Below are 17,339 nucleotides of genomic sequence, written 5' to 3' on the forward strand. Positions count from 1 at the left end.
CCGACTCGTGAACAAGGTCTGCGCGAGCGCCGAAGAGGCGGTCGCCGACTTCTCCGACGGGGCCTCACTGGCCGTCGGCGGCTTCGGGCTCAGCGGTGTGCCCGAAGTGCTCATCCGCGCCCTGTACGCGCAGGGCGCGAGCGGCCTGGAGGTCGTCTCCAACAACTGCGGCGTGGACGGCCGGGGTCTGGGCGTGCTGCTCGCCGCGGGCCGCATCGCCCGCGTGACCGGCTCCTACGTCGGTGAGAACAAGGAGTTCGCCCGCCAGTACCTGTCGGGTGAGCTGGAGGTGGAGCTGGTGCCGCAGGGCACCCTCGCCGAACGGCTGCGGGCGGGCGGCGCAGGCATCCCCGCCTTCTACACCCCGGCCGGCGTCGGCACCCAGGTGGCGAACGGCGGCCTGCCCTGGCGGTACGCGGCTGACGGCTCGGTCGCTTCGGCCTCCCCGGCGAAGGAGATCCGGGACTTCGGCGGCCGCCCGCACGTCCTGGAGCACGGCATCACCTCCGACTACGCCCTCGTACGGGCCTGGCGCGGCGACCGGCACGGCAACCTGTGCTTCCGCCGGGCCGCCGCCAACTTCAACCCGCTCGCCGCGATGGCCGGGCGCGTCACCGTCGCCGAGGTGGAGGAACTGGTCGAGCCGGGTGACCTGCGGCCCGACGAGATCCGCCTCCCCGGCGTCTACGTCCAGCGGGTCGTCGGACTCAGCGCCGCCGAGGCGGCCGACAAGCGGATCGAGAAGAGGACGGTACGTCCCTGATGCCCTGGAACCGCGACCAGATGGCCGCCCGCGCCGCCGCCGAACTCACCGACGGCTCCTACGTCAACCTCGGCATCGGCCTGCCCACCCTGATCCCCGGTCATCTCCCGCCGGGCGTGCGGGTCGTGCTGCACTCCGAGAACGGCATCCTCGGCACCGGGCCCTACCCGGCGGAGGACGAGGTCGACCCGGATCTGATCAACGCGGGCAAGGAGACCGTCACCGTGCTGCCGGGCGCCTCCTTCTTCGACTCCGCGCTGTCCTTCGGCATGATCCGAGGCGGGCACATCGACACCGCCGTGCTCGGTGCCATGCAGGTGTCGGCGGCCGGCGACCTGGCCAACTGGATGATCCCCGGCAGGATGGTCAAGGGCATGGGCGGCGCGATGGACCTGGTGCACGGGGCCCGGCGGGTCATCGTGCTGATGGAGCACACCGCCAAGGACGGTTCGCCGAAGATCCTGAAGGAGTGCACCCTGCCGCTCACCGGCGAGCGTTGCGTCGACCGGATCATCACCGACCTCGGTGTCCTCGACGTCACCGGCGACGGCCTCGCCCTCGTCGAGACCGCGCCGGGCGTCACCGTCGACGACGTCGCCGCCCGCACCGACGCCCCGCTGCGGGTGGACGGCCGCGGGGCGGCCCGCTGACCGGCCCGCGCCTCACACCGCGGTCGCGGTCACCGGCCCGCGCTGCTGGAACTGGGTGCGGTACAGCTCCGCGTACCGCCCGTCCGCCGCCAGCAGCGTCTCGTGCGTGCCGCGTTCGACGATCCGGCCCTCCTCCACGACGAGGATCTGGTCGGCGGTCCGGACCGTCGACAGGCGGTGGGCGATCACGAGGGCGGTCCGGTCGCGCAGCGCCTCCGCCAGCGCCTCCTGGACGGCCGCCTCGGAGGTGTTGTCCAGGTGGGCGGTGGCCTCGTCGAGGACGACGACCCGCTGGCGGGCCAGCAGCAGCCGGGCGATGGTCATCCGCTGGCGTTCGCCGCCGGAGAGCCGGTAGCCGCGCTCTCCGACGACCGTGTCCAGGCCGTCGGGCAGCGCGTGGACCAGCGCGTCGAGGCGGGCCCGGCGCAGGGCGTCCCACAGCTCCCCGTCCGTCGCCTCCGGGCGGGCGAGGAGGAGGTTGGCGCGGACCGTGTCGTGGAAGAGGTGGCCGTCCTGGGTGACCATGCCGAGCGTGCCGCGCAGCGAGTCGGCGCTCAGGTCGCGCACGTCGACGCCGCCGACCCGCACGGCGCCCGCGTCGACGTCGTACAGACGCGGCAGCAGCTGCGCGATCGTCGACTTCCCGGCGCCCGAGGAGCCGACCAGGGCGACGGTCTGGCCGGGTTCGGCTCGGAAGGAGACGCCGTGCAGGACCTCGGTGCCGCCCCGGGTGTCGAGGGACGCGACCTCCTCCAGGGAGGCGAGGGAGACCTTGTCGGCGGACGGGTAGCCGAAGCGGACGTCGTCGAACTCGACGGCGACCGGGCCGTCCGGCACCGGGCGGGCGTCCGGCCGGTCCTCGATGAGCGGCTTCAGGTCGAGCACCTCGAAGACCCGCTCGAAGCTGACCAGCGCGCTCATCACCTCCACGCGGGCCCCGGCGAGCGCGGTGAGCGGGGCGTAGAGCCGGGTGAGCAGCAGGGCCAGGGAGACCACGGCGCCGGGTTCCAGGGTGCCGCGCAGGGCGAGGGTGCCGCCGAGGCCGTAGACCAGGGCGAGTGCCAGGGCGGACACCAGGGTCAGCGCGGTGATGAAGGCCGACTGGGCGGTCGCGGTGCGGATGCCGATCCCGGCGACCCGGCGGGCCCGGTCGGCGAACTCGCGGGACTCCTCCTCGGGCCGGCCGAACAGCTTGACCAGGGTGGCGCCGGGCGCGGAGAACCGCTCGGTCATCCGGGTGCCCATCGCCGCGTTGAGCGCGGCCGCCTCCCGCTGCATCCGGGCCATCCGGCGACCCATCCGCCGGGCGGGCAGCACGAACACCGGCAGCAGCACCAGCGCGAGCAGGGTGACCTGCCAGGACAGCGTGAGCATCACGGCGAGCGTGAGCACCAGGGTGACCAGGTTGCTGACCACTCCGGACAAGGTGTTGCTGAAGGCCCGCTGGGCGCCGATGACGTCGTTGTTGAGACGACTGACGAGCGCTCCCGTACGGGTACGTGTGAAGAACGCGACCGGCATGCGCTGCACATGATCGAACACAGCCGTCCGCAGATCGAGGATGAGCCCTTCGCCGAGTCTCGCCGAAAGCCTCCTGGCGAGGATGCCGAGTGCCGCCTCCACGACCGCGATGAGCGCGATGAGCAGGGCGAGCCGTACGACGGTGCCCTCGTCGCCGTCCGACACGATCGCGTCGACGACCAGTCCGGCGAGCAGGGGCGTGGCGACGGCGAGCAGCGCGGTCACCACCCCGAGCAGCACGAACACGGCGATCCGGCGGCGGTGCGGGCGGGCGAAGGCGCCGATGCGGCGCAGCGTGGCGCGGTCGAAGGGGCGGCGTTCCTCTTGGGCGTTGAGGACGCTGTGCAGCTGCGTCCAGGCCGTGGTCTCCATGCTCATGTCGTCGACGGTAGAACCTCGACCAATGTCGAGGTCAAGACCGGCCGGACGGGTGTCCGTAAGGCGGCGTCCCCGCAGCCGCAACCCGCGGTTGAGGCGGCACGGAGAACCTCTCCCGATGTGACAGCGATACGGCTCTCCCGGCGCCTCCCGGTCCGCACCGTCCTGTGTCTGCTGCCGCTCGCCCTGGTCGCGGTGCTGGCGGTGCGGCACCGGGCCGTGCTCGCCGAGGGGTTCGGCCACCTCGCGACGGCCCGCTGGCCGTGGCTGCTGGCCGCCGCCGGGGCGACCTGTCTGACCTGGGTGGCGGCGGCCGTCACCCGGCAGGGCGCGGTCGTCGAGCGGCTGCCCCGGTGCCGCCTGCTCGCCACCCAGTTCGCGGCGGGCGCGGCCAACCACATGCTGCCCAGCGGGCTCGGGGCGAGCGCGGTCAATCTGCGGTTCATGACGGTGTGCGGGCTGCCGCTCGCCCGGTCCTCCGCCGCGCTGGCGCTCTATCTGCTGGCGGAGAGCGTCGGGCGGGTGGCGCTGCTGGCCGCCCTGCTGATCGCCTTCCCGGGCGCCCTGCGGCTCGGCTCCCTGCTCCCGGAGGGCGCGATCGGCCCGCTGCTGCTCACGATCGGCGCGGCGGCCGTCGTCGCGGCGGTGGTGCTGGCGTGCGTACGGCGGCTGCGGGCGGCCGTCGGCTCCTTCCTGCGCACCGCGCTGGGAGAGGCGCGCACGATACACAGCCGCCCCTCACGGGCACTGGCGCTGTGGGGCGGTTCGCTGGCCTTCCCGGCGCTGCAGGCCGCCGTGCTGGTCGCGGTGGGGCGGGCGCTCGGTCTTCCGGTGCCGCTGTGGCACATGGCGGTCGCGTACCTGGCGGCGACCGTCGCCGTCGCGCTGATCCCCACGCCCGGCGGGATCGGCTCGGTGGAGACGGCGCTGATCGTGGCGCTGGTGGCGGCGGGCGGCCCGGCGGCCGTGGCGACGGCGGTGGTCCTGGCGTTCCGGATCATCACGGTCTGGCTGCCGTTGCTGCCGGGGGCGCTGACGCTGGGGGCGCTGGTGCGGCTGAAGGTGATCTGAGGGCGGGGCGTCGGCCCGTGTGGGAGAGTGCGCCCCGTAGCGCTCAGCAGCGCCCCGTAGCCCTCACCAGCGCGCCGCCGCGCTCAGCAGCGCTCCGCCGCCGTCGACGTATGGAAAGGGAATCCGCATGCCGGTCCGCATCGAACGCCGGGGCCCCGTCACCACGGTGATCCTCTCCCGCCCCGAGGTCCGCAACGCCGTGGACGGGCCGACCGCCACCGAACTCGCCGACGCCTTCCGCGCGTTCGAGGCGGACGAGGAGGCGCGGGTGGCGGTGCTGTGGGGTGAGGGCGGCACGTTCTGCGCGGGCGCCGATCTCAAAGCGCTGGGCGGCGAGCGGAGCAACCGGGTCGCGGAGGACGGGGACGGCCCGATGGGGCCGACCCGCATGCGGCTGTCGAAGCCGGTGATCGCCGCCGTCGCGGGGCACGCCGTGGCCGGCGGGCTGGAACTGGCGCTCTGGTGCGATCTGCGGGTCGCCGAGGAGGACGCCGTGTTCGGGGTGTTCTGCCGCCGCTGGGGCGTGCCGCTGGTCGACGGCGGCACGGTGCGGCTGCCCCGGCTCATCGGCACCAGCCGCGCCCTGGACCTGATCCTCACCGGCCGCCCCGTGCCGGCGAGCGAGGCCTTCGAGATCGGGCTGGCGAACCGTCTCGTCCCCGTCGGCCACGCTCGCGCCGCCGCCGAGGAACTGGCCGCCACCGTGGCACGCTTCCCGCAGGCCTGCCTGCGTTCCGACCGCGCCTCGGTGCTGGACCAGGAGGGCCTGGCCGAGGACGCGGCACTGCGGAGCGAGCTCCGCCATGGCATGGGGGTGCTGGCGGAGAGCCTGGAGGGGGCCGCCCGGTTCGCGGACGGCGCGGGCCGGCACGGGTCGTTCACCGAGCGGTGAGGGCTGACGGCTACATCCCTTGCATCCCCGCGTACGCGCGCAGCTCCTGCCGGTCGGTCGGCAGTCCCCAGCCGCGCAGGATCGCCAGGAAGTTGCCCCAGCGCCAGGTGTCCTCGCCGAGATCGGCGAGGACCCGTATGAGGCGCTGCCGACGGGCGTCGAGTTCGGCGTGGGCCGGGAGCCGGTCCGGGCGTTCGGGGCCGAACGCCAGGTGGAGGGCGGCCTGGGTGACCGCGAAGCTGCCCGGTCCTGAGGTGGCGGCCAGTCCGTCGGTCACGGCGTCCAGGGCCTCGTCGGGGAAGCGGTCGGCGAGCCGGGTGAGGGTCGACGCCGCGTAGCCGCGCAGGTCGCCGTCGTGGAAGGGGACGCCCGGCGGGCCGGGCTCGGGCGGGGCGGCCGCGGTGGCGGCCAGTTCGGCGAGGACGGCGGGGTCGCCGCCGTGGCCGAGACGGGCGAGGGCGGTGGCCGCCGCCCAGCGCACCACCGGTTCCCGGGCCGCGAGGTGGGTCCGCAGCCGGTCGGCGTGGGCGGTGCCGGCGGTGTCGGCGTCGGTGCCGGTGTCGGTGTCCGCGTCGGCGATGAGTCCGGCGGCGACGATCGCGGTCGCCCGGACGGCGGGTTCGCTCTCCTCGCCGGCCAGCCGCAGCAGCCCGGGCAGGGTGTGCGCGGCCTCTTCGGGGAACCAGGCCAGCAGATGGGCGGTGGCGGCCCGGACGGCCGGATCGGGGTCGTCCAGCAGCGCGGTCAGGCCCGCCAGCTCCCCCCGCACGGCGTCGTACGCACGCAACTCGGCCTGTCCGGCTGAGAGATGGAGCTCGAAGTCGAACGTCGCGCGCCGCATCTCGCGCACGGCGCGCTCGCCCTCGTCGGGTGCCGCGGCCACCCATGCGTCGTACCCGGCGAGCAGTTCCTCGCGGTCCTGCGCGGCGAACTCGGCGATCTCGCGCCGCCAGCGCGCCGCGTCCACCCCGTCGGGCAGGTGGGCCTCGTCGTAGCCGACCGCCAGCGCGGCGAGCAGGCCGACCAAGTCGGCGCGGCCGGGCAGCGCGGGATCGGCCGCCAGGCGGGCGAGGAAGGGCACGGCGACGGCGGAGGCCTCGTAGCGGCTGCCCTGGTGGAAGATGTTGCCGTACAACGCGTGCAGCGCCTTGCCGCGCGCCTCCGCGTCGGGGTCGCACAGGGCGCGCAGCTGCCCCGGGACGTCGTCCGCCTCGCCGTAGGCGTGCGAGAGTTCGGCCCAGTCGATCGCGTCCAGCCCGGCCAGCGGGTTCGTCGTGTCTGTCACGTGGGCCAATGTCGCACACGGCACTGACAACGGGCCGTCAGCCGACCGCCACCCGCACCGGCCCGCCCTTCGGATCGACCGCGTGGGCCCAGCGTGCCGTCAGCGTCAGGGAGCGGTCCGGGGCGGCGCCGCGGACCCGTTCGCGGTGCAGGACGCGTCCGTCCTGGGCCACTTCGAGGAGGGGACGGCCGAGGCGGGCCGCCGTGCGCAGGGTGTACGGCGGGACGTCGGCCGGGGTGACCCGGTTGGGGGTGATCCAGCGCAGCGGCGGGTCGACGGTGAGCGGCACCCCGACCGGCCAGGAGTCCCCGACCGGCTGGGAATCCCCGGGCGACGAAGCTTCCCCGTGCGGCGACGCTTCCCCGTGCGGCGAGGGCGTTCCGGCGAGCCAGGCGCGTACGGCGTCGGCCACCCACACGCCCTCCCGGGCCGCCGTTGCCGCGGGCTCCACCGCGTGCAGGACGTTGCCCGCGGCGAACACGCCGGGCCGCGAGGTGCGCAGGGCGCCGTCCACGGCGGGGCCTCGGGTGCGCGGGTCGAGGGTGAGGCCGCCGTGCCGGGCCAGTTCGCGCTCGGGTGTGAAGTCGCCGGTGAAGACGACGGTGTCGCAGGGCAGGACGGCCGTACGGCCGTCGTGGTGGCGGACGCGGACGCCGGACAGCCTGCCGTGGCCGAGGAGTTCGGTGACCGTGGTGCCGGTGAGCAGCGGGACGCCCCGGCGCAGTCGGGTGTCCAGGGCCCGCGCGGGTGCCGTCCGGTGGCCGGGCAGGTCGGTGACGAGGGCGACGACGTCGGCTCCGGCGCGGCGCACGGTGTCGGCGGCGGCGTAGGAGACGTCCTGCGCGCCGACGACGACCGCGCGGGTGCCGATCGGCTGCCGGTACAGGTGCACCGCCTGCTGGAGTTCCCCGGTGGTGTACACGCCGGCCGGCCGGGTGCCGGGGACGAGGCGGGCCGCGCGGGGGCGTTCGCGGGCGCCGGTGGCCAGGACGACGGCCCGCGCGCGGATCGTCTCCGGGCCCCGCGGGCCGACCGTGGCGAGGTCCAGCGGGCCCGCCCAGTCGAGGGCGGTCACGCCGGTGCGGACGACGGCTCCGGCCCGGACGGCGGTCTCGGCGAGGTCCCGCGCGTACCGGGGCCCGGTCAGCGGGCGGCGCCAGGTGCCGAAGCCGCCGTGCGCGCAGTGCCGGGGCACTCCCCCGGCCGCCCGCTCCCGCTCCAGCACCTCCACGCGGCCCGCGCCTGCGGCGGCCAGCCGGGCGGCCGCCGAGAGCCCCGCCGGTCCCGCGCCGACGACGAGCACGTCCACCCGCCGTACGGCCGTCGTGCCCGGCCCCGCCGGACCGTCGTGCCCGGCTTGCCGATCCGTCATGGCCTGCCCTCCTCGAACAGCGCGCGCACCGCGGCCCCGCAGTAGAAGCCCTGACAGCGACCGCCACGCGCGCGTGTCCGGCGGCGCAGCCCGTCGACGGAGCGCGGTGGGATCGTACTCGTGAGGGCGTCCTGGATCTCGCCGAGGGACACGCGTTCGCAGTGGCAGACGAGGGTGCCGTAGCGGGGGTCGGCGGCGATGAGGTCGGCGCGCTGATGAGGGCGCGGGAACGCCTCGCCGAGGTTCGGCATGCGCACGGGCTCCAGTTCCCGGGCGGGTCCGGCGTCGAGTCCCGTCTCGGCGAGCAGGCCCATGACGTGCTCGGCGAGGGCGAGGGAGGCGGTCAGGCCGGTGGAACGGATGCCGCCGACGGTGACGTATCCCTGGCCGGGGTGGGCGCGGACCCGGTAGTCGTCGTGCTCGGTGGCGGCGCGCAGCCCGGCGTAGACGGCGGTGACCTCCTCGTCGAGCAGGGCGGGCAGGATGCGGCGGCCCTGCTCGCGCAGGGCGGCGAGACCGTCGGCGGTGGACCCGGTGGCCCGCTTGTCGTCCAGGTCCTCGGCGGTCGGGCCGAGCAGGACGTTGCCGTAGACGGTGGGGGCGACCAGGACGCCCTTGCCGAGGGCGGTGGGGACGGGCAGCAGGATGTGCCGGACCAGGGCGCGGGCGAACTTGTCGTGGACCAGGAGCTGGCCGCGGCGCGGGGTGACGGTGAAGTCGTGGTGGCCGAGCTGCCGGTCGAGGGTGTCGGCGTGCAGTCCGGCCGCGTTGACGAGCCGCCGGGCGCGCAGGGTGCCCCGGGAGGTCGTCAGCTCGTGCGGGCCGCCGGTCCGGCTCACCCGCTCCACCCGGCAGTCGAGGTGCAGGTGGACGCCGTGGCGCACCGCCTGGGTGGCGTACGCGAGTGTCGTCGTCCACGGGCAGATGATGCTCTCGCCGGGCACGTGCAGGGCGCCGAGCGCGCCCGGGCCGAGGTGCGGCTCGCGGGCGTACAGCTCGGCCGGGCCGAGGAGGCGGGTGTCGTGGCAGTCGTTGCGGACGGCCTTCTCGGCGAGGTGGGGCAGGGTGGCGAGCTGGTCGTCGTCCCAGGCGACGAGCAGCGCGCCGACGCGTTCGACGGGGATGCCGGACTCGGCGGCGTACCCGGCCAGCAGCCGCGCGCCCTCGCGGACCAGCCGGGCCTCCAGGGAGCCGGGGACCGCGTCGAAACCGGTGTGCAGGATCGCGGTGTTGGCCTTGGAGGTGCCCTGGCCGACGTCGTCCTGGGCCTCGACGAGCGCCACCCTCAGCCGGGGGTGCCGGGCCAGGGCGCGGGCGACGGCGCCGCCGACGACGCCCGCGCCGACGATCGCGACGTCGTAGGGCTCGGCGGGCAGCGGTCCGTCGGCGGTGACCGTCACGCGGGCGCCCCGTCCAGCAGGGCGGCCACGGCGGTGCGGAAGCGCGCGCGGCGCTCGGCCGCCTGGCCGGCGTCGATGCGCGGCTCGTAGACGGCGGACGGCCGCCAGTCCGGCAGGGCGTCCGCGAGGGCCAGGCCGGGGGTCGCGCCCAGGCGGGCCAGGGCGCCCGCGCCGAGGGCGGTGGCGTCGGGCAGGGCGGACACCTCGACGGGGCGTTGCAGCAGGTCGGCCTGGGTCTGCATGAGCAGCGCGGAGCGGGTGAGGCCGCCGTCGACGCGGAGTACGTCCAGCGGGGTGCCGAGGTCGTCGGCGGCGGCGTCGGCGAGTTCGGCGACCTGGGCGGCCAGGCCCTCGCACAGGGCGCGCACCAGGTGGCCGGGGCCGGTGTCGAGGCCGAGTCCGGTGAGTGAGCCGCGCAGGTCGCCGCGCCACCAGGGGGCGGCGAGCCCGGCGAGCGCGGGCACGAAGGTGACGCCTCCGCTGTCGGGGACGGCGCCGCCCACGGTGTCGAGGTCGGCGGCGCCCCGGATGACGCCGAGTTCGGTGAGCCAGCGGACGGCGGAGGCGGCCGTGTAGACCTGGCCGTCGAGGCAGTAGCTGGTGTGTCCGGCGAGCCGCCAGGCGACGCAGCTGACCAGGCCGGAGCCGCCGCGCCGCGGGGTGTCGCCGGTGTGCGCCAGGAGGAACGCGCCGGTGCCGTAGGTGCACTTGGCGCCGCCGGGGGCGGTGACGCGCTGGGCGAGGAGGGCGGCCTGCTGGTCGACGGCGAGTCCGGTGAGCGGGATCGCGGCGCCGAACGCGGTGGTGGTGCCGACGGGCCGGGCGCCGTCGACGACCTCGGGCAGGCGTTCGTCGGCGAGGCCGTACAGGTCGAGGGCGCGCGGCGACCACTCGGCGCGGTCCAGGTCGAGCAGCTGGGTGCGGCCGGCGGTGGCGGCGTCGGTGACGAAGGCGCCGGTGAGCCGGTGGACCAGCCACGCGTCGCTGGTGGTGACGACGCCCTCGGTGGTGCGGTGGCGGCGTATCCAGGCCATTTTCGGGGCGGCGAAGTACGGGTCCAGCGGCAGGCCGGTCAGCTCCCGCAGTTCCTCGCCGTGCTCGGCGAGTCCGGCGCAGACCGTCTCCGCGCGGCGGTCCTGCCAGACCAGGGCGTCGGTGAGCGGGCGACCGGTGGCCGGGTCCCAGGCGAGGACGGTCTCGCCCTGGTTGGCGAGGCCGAGGGCGACCACGGGTTCCGCCGCCTCGGCGAGCGCCTGGCGTCCGGCGTCGACGACGGAGTCGTACAGCTCGGCCGGGTCGGCCTCGACGAGTCCGCCGGGCAGGTGGCGGGGGCGCACGGCGGTGAAGCCGGTGCCGAGGACGCCGCGTTCGGGGCAGATCACCAGGGCCTTGGTGCCGGAGGTGCCCTGGTCTACGGCGAGCACCGGTCCTGTCATCGCGCCTCCCGCCCCGTGGTGATCACGGGGCGACAGCCTGCCGTCGTCGGCCACACGGCGTCAAGCGCCGCTGACAGTCGGTCAACTTCCTCGCCGGGCGCAGCCGGTTCTCCGGATGGCGAAACTCGCGTCTCATCCGGAACAGGCGCCTCTATAGTGACCGCCGACCGAACGCGATCTCCTCAACCGCCGCCCGGAGGAGGGCTGTTGTCACGCCACCCTGCCGTCCCGACCACCCGCCCGTCGACCGGGGCGGGAGGCTGATGGCCAGAGACGGAGCACGCCCCGCCTACGATCCCGCCGGACCCGACACGGCGCTGCGCGCCGCCCTCCAGGAGGTGCGCGCCGGGCGTTGGATGTCGATGCGCGCGCTGCTCGCCGAGACCGGGTCGTGGTGGCAGTGGACCCAGCGCACCCAGGTCCTGGCGGCCGCGGCGGCCGGCACGGACGTGGTGCGGGCGTGGCTCACCGAGGAGCCGCACAGCGTCCCGGCCGCCGTGATGCACGCCCGCGTGGCGGTGGAGCGGGCCCTGCGCGCGCACCGCGAACAGCACTCCCGTACCGGCGAGTTGTGGCACGAGGCGTGGCGGGCGAGCGACGCCGTGGCGCGGGTCGCCTCCCACGACCCGGTCCCCTGGGTGTGCCTGCTGGCGCTGGCCCGGCTGGACGAGGAGCAGCGCTGGCCGGAGCACCGGGTGGCGCCGTCGGAGCCGATGCTGCCGCCCGGCCCCTGGGGGCTGCTGGCCGAGGCCGACAAGCGCGACCCGTACAACCGCGAGGCCCACCACCGCATGCTCCAGTTCCTGTACGACCGCTCGGCGTCCGGGCGGCTGGCCGAGGCGGCGGGTTTCGCGCACTGGGCGGCCGACGCGGCACCGCCGGGCTCGGCGCTGCATCTGCTGCCGCTGTACGTCCGGGTCGAGCGCTACCGGCGTGGCGGCGGGCGGGACGCCGCGCTCGATCTGCACTGGGTCGCCGAGGACGCCTCCCGCGAGGCGGTCCGGGCGTTCCACGGCTGGTTCGAGCTCACCACGGCCGCCGAGCGGACCCCGCTCGACCTGAACCATCTCGCGCACGCCCTGTGGGGCGCGCTGCGGTTCCCCGAGGCGGCCCGGGTGTTCGACGCGCTAGGACCGTACTGGACGCCGCTGCCGTGGGCGTACCGCGCCTCGGTGCCGGGCGACCACGCGCAGGCCGCGGAGGTGTTCCGGCTGGCCCGTGCCCGCAGCGGGGCGGCGGCCCGCCGTCCCTGACGTTCCCCTTCGTCTCCACCGGACCCCAGGAGGTTCCCGCATGCCCCGCACCCCCCACGGCGCCCCGCAGCAGGACGAGGAGCAACGCCTGCGCGAACTGGGCTACCGGCCGGTCCTCGCCCGCCGGATGGGCGGTTTCGGCAACTTCGCGATCAGCTTCTCGGTGATCTCGATCCTGTCCGGCTGCATGACCCTGTACGGCTTCGGCATGGGCGCGGGCGGTCCCGCGGTGATGCTGTGGGGCTGGGCGGGCGTCGGCCTGTTCGTGCTCTGCGTGGGGCTGGCGCTGGCGGAGGTCACCAGCGCGTACCCCACGTCCGGCGCGCTGTACTACATGGCCGACCGGCTCGGCGGCCGCCGCTGGGGCTGGTACACGGGCTGGCTGAATCTGCTCGGTCTGCTCGGCGCGATCGCCGGCATCGACTACGGCGCCGCCCTGTTCACCGGCGCGTTCCTGAACCTGCAGTGGGGATTCCAGCCGACGCCGGAGAAGACGATGCTCATCTTCGTCGTCATCCTGCTGCTGCACGCCGTGCTGAACCTGTTCGGGGTGCGGCTGGTCAGCGTGCTCAACTCGATCAGCGTGTGGTGGCACCTGGCCGGTGTCGCGCTGATCGTCGGCGCGCTGGCGATCGTCCCCGACCACCACCAGTCCCCGTCGTTCGTCTTCACCGAGTTCGTCAACGAGACCGGCTGGAGCAACCCGCTGTACGTCGCCGCGATCGGCCTGCTGCTCGCCCAGTACACCTTCTCCGGCTACGACGCCTCCGCGCACCTCTCCGAGGAGACCGCGGGCGCCTCGGTGGCGGCGTCGCGCGGCATCGTGCGCGCCATCTGGGTGTCGTGGCTGGCCGGTTTCGTACTGCTGGCGGGGCTGACCTTCGCCATCCAGGACTACGACGCCACCCGGGCCAGCGAGACCGGGGTGCCGCCCGCGCAGATCCTGCTCGACGGGCTCGGCACGGACGGTGCGAGCGCGCTGCTGCTGGTGGTGATCGTCGCCCAGTTGTTCTGCGGCAACGCCGAGGTCGCCGCGGCCAGCCGGATGGTGTTCGCGTTCAGCCGGGACCGGGCGCTGCCCGGCTCGCAGTTGTGGCGCAAGGTCAGCCCCCGCACCCAGACCCCGGTCGCCGCCGTGTGGCTGTCGGTGGCGGTGGCCTGTGTGCTGGCCCTGCCGTCCCTGTACTCGACGACGGCGTACGGCGCGGTCACCGCCATCAACGTCATCGGCATCACCCCCGCCTACGCCATCCCCGTGTTCCTGCGGCTGCGCGCCGGGGACCGTTTCACGCCCGGTCCGTGGAACCTGGGCCGGTGGAGCCGGCCGATCGGCTGGGTCGCGGTGGTGTGGGTGGCGGGTGTGACGGTGCTGTTCTGCCTGCCGCAGTCGTCGCCGGTCACGGTCGACACGATGAACTACGCGTCGGTCGCCCTCGCCGTCGTACTCGTGCTCGCCACGGTGTGGTGGTTCGTCGCCCGCCGTTCGTACGGAACGCCGACGACCGCCGCGTACGGATCCGACCGTGAGCAGGCGGAACTCGCGGAGGGCATCGTCTGATCGGGGCGCGGGCGACGCCGGTCCGGGTGCGAACTGGTGTACCGGATACGGCAGGATGAGCGCTCGCACATCCCGGAATCGAGCAGGTGACAACGTGACGACACTTCACATCCGGCCGTCGGCGGCCCCGTTTGCCGCGGATCGTCCCTCCGGAGGTGACCGATGACCCGCGCGCTGACCCTGGACGACCTCATCCTCGCCGGTGTCGCGCTGGCGGCGGGCCTGCTGGCCGCGTTCGTCCTGCGGCTGGTGCTGCGCTGGCTGGGCAAGCAGGCCGACCGCACCCGCTGGGGCGGGGACGACGTCATCGTGGCCGCGCTGCGCACGGTGGTGCCGTGGGCGGCGATCGTGGGCGGGGCGGCCTCCGCGGCGGCGGTGCTGCCGCTGACGCGAACCGTGCAGCACCACACCAACCAGACCCTGACCGTGCTGCTGATCTTCGTGGTGACGCTGGCGGCGGCCCGGGTGGTGGCCGATCTGGTGCGGTCGGTCGCCCAGTCCCGCTCGGGCGTCGCCGCGTCCGCGACGATCTTCGTCAACATCACCCGCGTGATGGTGCTGGCGCTCGGCTTCCTGGTGGTGCTCCAGACGCTGGGCATCTCCATAGCACCGATGCTCACCGCGCTCGGCGTGGGCGGTCTGGCCGTCGCGCTGGCCCTCCAGGACACCCTCGCCAACCTCTTCGCGGGCATCCACATCCTCGCCTCGAAAACCGTGCAGCCGGGCGACTACATCCGGCTGAGCAGCGGCGAGGAGGGCTACGTCACCGACATCAACTGGCGGCAGACCACCATCCGCAACCTCTCCAACAACCTGGTGATCATCCCCAACGGCCGGCTCGCGGGGACCAACATGACGAACTTCAACCGGCCCGAGCAGGAGCTGACCATCATGGTCCAGGCCGGGGTCGGCTTCGACAGCGACCTGGAGCACGTGGAGCGGGTGACCGAGGAGGTGGTCACCGAGGTGATGACGGAGATCACCGGTGCCGTCCCGGACCACGAGCCCGCCATCCGCTTCCACACCTTCGGCGACTCGCGGATCGGGTTCACGGTGATCCTCGGCGTCGGCGAGTTCAGCGACCAGTACCGGATCAAGCACGAGTTCATCAAGCGCCTGCACCGCCGCTACCGCGCGGAGGGCATCAGCATCCCGGCACCCACCCGCACGGTCTCCCTCCACCAGCACGGCACCGCCTTCCCGGAGGCGGCGATCCCGCACCAGCGGGAGGACACCGCGCCGCGGCCGTAGTCCGCACCGTCCGCACCACCCCGCCCCCGGTCACGCCTCCGTCACCCGATGTGAGGGGTGACCGGGGGCCTGTGCGATTGGATCCGGCCCCGTCGCCCAGGAGACACGATCACGAGATATCTTGATGTCGAGCAATGTTGCAGACGTGGAGCGGAGCACCCGGTGACTGACTCGACCATCATCTATACGCACACTGACGAGGCCCCGGCCCTGGCGACGTATTCCTTCCTGCCGGTGGTCAAGGCGTACGCCTCGCAGGCGGGTGTCGCCGTGGAGACGCGGGACATCTCGCTGGCCGGCCGCATCATCGCGGTGTTCCCGGAGTACCTCACCGAGGACCAGCGCATCCCGGACGCGCTCGCCGAGCTGGGCGAGCTGGCCAAGACGCCCGCGGCCAACATCATCAAGCTGCCGAACATCTCGGCGTCGATCCCGCAGCTCAAGGCCGCCGTCGCCGAGCTGCAGGGCCAGGGCTACGCGCTGCCGAACTACCCGGACGACCCGAAGACCGACGAGGAGCGGGAGATCAAGGCCCGCTACGACAAGATCAAGGGCTCCGCGGTGAACCCGGTCCTGCGCGAGGGCAACTCCGACCGCCGCGCCCCGGCCTCCGTCAAGAACTACGCCAAGACCCACCCGCACCGCATGGGCGCCTGGTCCTCCGAGTCCAAGACGAACGTCGCGACCATGGGCGAGAACGACTTCCGCTCCACCGAGAAGTCGGCCGTCATCGCCGAGGACGGCGCGCTGCGCATCGAGCTGGTCGCCGAGGACGGCACCACCACCGTGCTGCGCGAGTCCGTACCGGTCCTCGCCGGTGAGGTCGTCGACGCCTCCGTGATGCGTGTCGCGCACCTGCGCGAGTTCCTGGCCGCGCAGGTCGCCCGCGCCAAGGCGGAGGGCGTGCTGTTCTCGGTGCACCTGAAGGCCACGATGATGAAGGTCTCCGACCCGATCGTCTTCGGCCACGTGGTCCGCGCCTTCTTCCCGAAGACCTTCGAGCGTTACGGCGCGGCGCTGGCCGCCGCCGGCCTCACCCCGAACGACGGCCTCGGCGGCATCTTCAAGGGCCTGGAGGCCCTGCCGGAGGGCGCCGAGATCAAGGCCTCCTTCGACGCCGAGCTGGCCGAGGGCCCGGCCCTGGCGATGGTCGACTCCGACAAGGGCATCACCAACCTGCACGTCCCGTCGGACGTCATCGTCGACGCCTCCATGCCGGCCATGATCCGCACCTCCGGCCACATGTGGGGCCCGGACGGCCAGGAGGCCGACACCCTCGCGGTCCTGCCGGACTCCAGCTACGCGGGCGTCTACCAGGCCGTCATCGAGGACTGCAGGGCCAACGGCGCCTACGACCCGTCCACCATGGGCTCGGTGCCGAACGTCGGCCTGATGGCGCAGAAGGCCGAGGAGTACGGCTCCCACGACAAGACCTTCGAGATCCCGGCCGCGGGCACCGTCCGCCTGGTCGACACCGACGGCAACGTCGTGATCGAGCAGCCGGTCTCCGAGGGCGACATCTTCCGCGCCTGCCAGACCAAGGACGCGCCGATCAAGGACTGGGTGAAGCTCGCCGTCACCCGCGCCCGCGCCACCGGCGACCCGGCCGTGTTCTGGCTGGACGAGACCCGCGCGCACGACGCCAACCTGATCGCCAAGGTCCGGCAGTACCTGCCGGAGCACGACACCGAGGGCCTGGACATCCGCATCCTCGCCCCGGTCGAGGCCACCAAGCTGTCGGTGGAGCGCATCCGCCGCGGCGAGAACACCATCTCGGTGACCGGCAACGTCCTGCGTGACTACCTGACCGACCTCTTCCCGATCCTGGAGCTGGGCACCAGCGCCAAGATGCTGTCGGTCGTCCCGCTGATGGCGGGCGGCGGCCTGTTCGAGACGGGCGCCGGCGGCTCCGCGCCGAAGCACGTCCAGCAGCTGGTCAAGGAGAACTACCTGCGCTGGGACTCCCTCGGTGAGTTCTTCGCGCTGGTGCCGTCCCTGGAGCAGTACGCGACGGCCACCGGCAACACGAAGGCCAAGGTGCTGGCCGACACCCTCGACCGGGCCACGGCGACCTTCCTCAACGAGGACAAGTCCCCGACCCGTCGCGTCGGCGGCATCGACAACCGCGGCAGCCACTTCTATCTGTCCCTGTACTGGGCGCAGGAGCTGGCCAAGCAGACCGAGGACGCGGAGCTGGCGAAGGCCTTCGCCCCGCTCGCCGAGACGCTCTCCGCCAACGAGCAGAAGATCGTCGACGAGCTGAACGCCGTCCAGGGCAAGCCGGCCGACATCGGCGGCTACTACCAGCCCGACCCGGCCAAGGCCGCCGAGGTCATGCGTCCCTCGGCCACCTGGAACGAGGCCCTGGCCTCCCTGAGCTGACGCTCACCCGCCGAGGGATCCCCCGAAGGATCCCTCGCGGATCCCGTGTTCCGCCCCGGTCGGCTCTCTGCCCGGCCGGGGCGGACCCGTCTCGTCCCCCTCCATCACGCCGCCGACCCCCCGGAGC

General features: G+C 74.0%; 13 protein-coding genes. 8 read left to right on the forward strand and 5 right to left on the reverse strand.

The features are described 5' to 3' along the window. Positions 1 to 7: 7 nt before the first annotated feature. Complete coding sequence (locus tag ACSU6L_RS04625; protein ID WP_437053795.1) at positions 8 to 763, forward strand: CoA transferase subunit A; 756 nt, start codon at positions 8 to 10, stop codon at positions 761 to 763. After that, a complete protein-coding gene (locus tag ACSU6L_RS04630) occupies positions 763 to 1,413 on the forward strand; it encodes a CoA transferase subunit B (protein ID WP_437053797.1) in 651 nt (216 codons plus the stop codon). Before ACSU6L_RS04625 ends, ACSU6L_RS04630 begins: the two co-directional genes overlap by 1 nt. 12 nt (positions 1,414 to 1,425) lie before the next feature. On the opposite strand, the gene ACSU6L_RS04635 is transcribed toward ACSU6L_RS04630, so the two are convergent. Further along, on the reverse strand, positions 1,426 to 3,312 hold the full coding sequence (locus ACSU6L_RS04635; RefSeq protein WP_437053799.1) for an ABC transporter ATP-binding protein: 1,887 nt from the start codon (positions 3,310 to 3,312) through the stop codon (positions 1,426 to 1,428). A gap of 171 nt (positions 3,313 to 3,483) precedes the next feature. Between ACSU6L_RS04635 and ACSU6L_RS04640 the strand changes: the two genes are divergently transcribed. Both ACSU6L_RS04640 and ACSU6L_RS04645 read left to right on the forward strand, forming a co-directional pair. Further along, positions 3,484 to 4,383 carry a lysylphosphatidylglycerol synthase transmembrane domain-containing protein gene (locus ACSU6L_RS04640; RefSeq protein ID WP_437064759.1) on the forward strand — a complete coding sequence of 300 codons (900 nt, stop codon included), beginning with the start codon at positions 3,484 to 3,486 and terminating at the stop codon, positions 4,381 to 4,383. Positions 4,384 to 4,510: 127 nt separating this feature from the next. Further along, entirely contained in the window at positions 4,511 to 5,275 is a 765-nt protein-coding gene (locus ACSU6L_RS04645) for a crotonase/enoyl-CoA hydratase family protein (protein WP_437053801.1), read from the forward strand. Between the two features lie 10 nt (positions 5,276 to 5,285). Here the strand turns inward: ACSU6L_RS04645 and ACSU6L_RS04650 are convergent, their stop codons facing one another. The 4 genes from ACSU6L_RS04650 to ACSU6L_RS04665 are packed head-to-tail and all read right to left on the reverse strand — an operon-like array spanning position 5,286 to position 10,768. Next, positions 5,286 to 6,560 carry a HEAT repeat domain-containing protein gene (locus ACSU6L_RS04650; RefSeq protein WP_437053803.1) on the reverse strand — a complete coding sequence of 425 codons (1,275 nt, stop codon included), beginning with the start codon at positions 6,558 to 6,560 and terminating at the stop codon, positions 5,286 to 5,288. 37 nt (positions 6,561 to 6,597) lie between these two features. After that, on the reverse strand, positions 6,598 to 7,932 hold the full coding sequence (locus tag ACSU6L_RS04655; RefSeq protein ID WP_437053805.1) for an NAD(P)/FAD-dependent oxidoreductase: 1,335 nt from the start codon (positions 7,930 to 7,932) through the stop codon (positions 6,598 to 6,600). Continuing rightward, on the reverse strand, positions 7,929 to 9,332 hold the full coding sequence (locus tag ACSU6L_RS04660; protein ID WP_437053807.1) for an FAD-dependent oxidoreductase: 1,404 nt from the start codon (positions 9,330 to 9,332) through the stop codon (positions 7,929 to 7,931). Before ACSU6L_RS04660 ends, ACSU6L_RS04655 begins: the two co-directional genes overlap by 4 nt. After that, positions 9,329 to 10,768 (reverse strand): FGGY family carbohydrate kinase, encoded by a 1,440-nt coding sequence (locus ACSU6L_RS04665; RefSeq protein WP_437053809.1) that lies wholly within the window; start codon positions 10,766 to 10,768, stop codon positions 9,329 to 9,331. The genes ACSU6L_RS04660 and ACSU6L_RS04665 overlap by 4 nt, the downstream gene beginning before the upstream one ends. Positions 10,769 to 11,031: 263 nt before the next feature. Between ACSU6L_RS04665 and ACSU6L_RS04670 the strand changes: the two genes are divergently transcribed. From ACSU6L_RS04670 to ACSU6L_RS04685, 4 genes are all read left to right on the forward strand, one after another. Continuing rightward, positions 11,032 to 12,021, forward strand: coding sequence for a hypothetical protein (locus ACSU6L_RS04670; protein ID WP_437053811.1), 990 nt, complete (start codon positions 11,032 to 11,034; stop codon positions 12,019 to 12,021). A 40-nt stretch (positions 12,022 to 12,061) separates the two neighbouring features. Further along, positions 12,062 to 13,579, forward strand: a complete 1,518-nt coding sequence (locus tag ACSU6L_RS04675) for an amino acid permease (RefSeq protein WP_437053813.1) — start codon at positions 12,062 to 12,064, stop codon at positions 13,577 to 13,579. Positions 13,580 to 13,741: 162 nt separating this feature from the next. Then, positions 13,742 to 14,830, forward strand: a complete 1,089-nt coding sequence (locus tag ACSU6L_RS04680; RefSeq protein ID WP_437053815.1) for a mechanosensitive ion channel family protein — start codon at positions 13,742 to 13,744, stop codon at positions 14,828 to 14,830. A gap of 162 nt (positions 14,831 to 14,992) precedes the next feature. Further along, positions 14,993 to 17,212: an NADP-dependent isocitrate dehydrogenase gene (locus ACSU6L_RS04685; RefSeq protein WP_437053817.1), complete on the forward strand. Its 2,220-nt coding sequence runs from the start codon at positions 14,993 to 14,995 to the stop codon at positions 17,210 to 17,212. Positions 17,213 to 17,339 lie beyond the last annotated feature (127 nt).

Source organism: Streptomyces sp. enrichment culture, assembly GCF_964272855.1.
Taxonomy (GTDB): domain Bacteria; phylum Actinomycetota; class Actinomycetes; order Streptomycetales; family Streptomycetaceae; genus Streptomyces.

Excerpts from the sequence above, each read along its gene's own strand:
- ACSU6L_RS04630 (WP_437053797.1), top strand. The coding sequence starts at position 763 with ATGCCCTGGAACCGCGACCAGATGGCCGCCCGCGCCGCCGCCGAACTC.
- ACSU6L_RS04635 (WP_437053799.1), bottom strand. The coding sequence starts at position 3,312 with ATGAGCATGGAGACCACGGCCTGGACGCAGCTGCACAGCGTCCTCAAC.
- ACSU6L_RS04645 (WP_437053801.1), top strand. The coding sequence starts at position 4,511 with ATGCCGGTCCGCATCGAACGCCGGGGCCCCGTCACCACGGTGATCCTC.
- ACSU6L_RS04655 (WP_437053805.1), bottom strand. The coding sequence starts at position 7,932 with ATGACGGATCGGCAAGCCGGGCACGACGGTCCGGCGGGGCCGGGCACG.
- ACSU6L_RS04665 (WP_437053809.1), bottom strand. The coding sequence starts at position 10,768 with ATGACAGGACCGGTGCTCGCCGTAGACCAGGGCACCTCCGGCACCAAG.
- ACSU6L_RS04670 (WP_437053811.1), top strand. The coding sequence starts at position 11,032 with ATGGCCAGAGACGGAGCACGCCCCGCCTACGATCCCGCCGGACCCGAC.
- ACSU6L_RS04675 (WP_437053813.1), top strand. The coding sequence starts at position 12,062 with ATGCCCCGCACCCCCCACGGCGCCCCGCAGCAGGACGAGGAGCAACGC.
- ACSU6L_RS04680 (WP_437053815.1), top strand. The coding sequence starts at position 13,742 with ATGACCCGCGCGCTGACCCTGGACGACCTCATCCTCGCCGGTGTCGCG.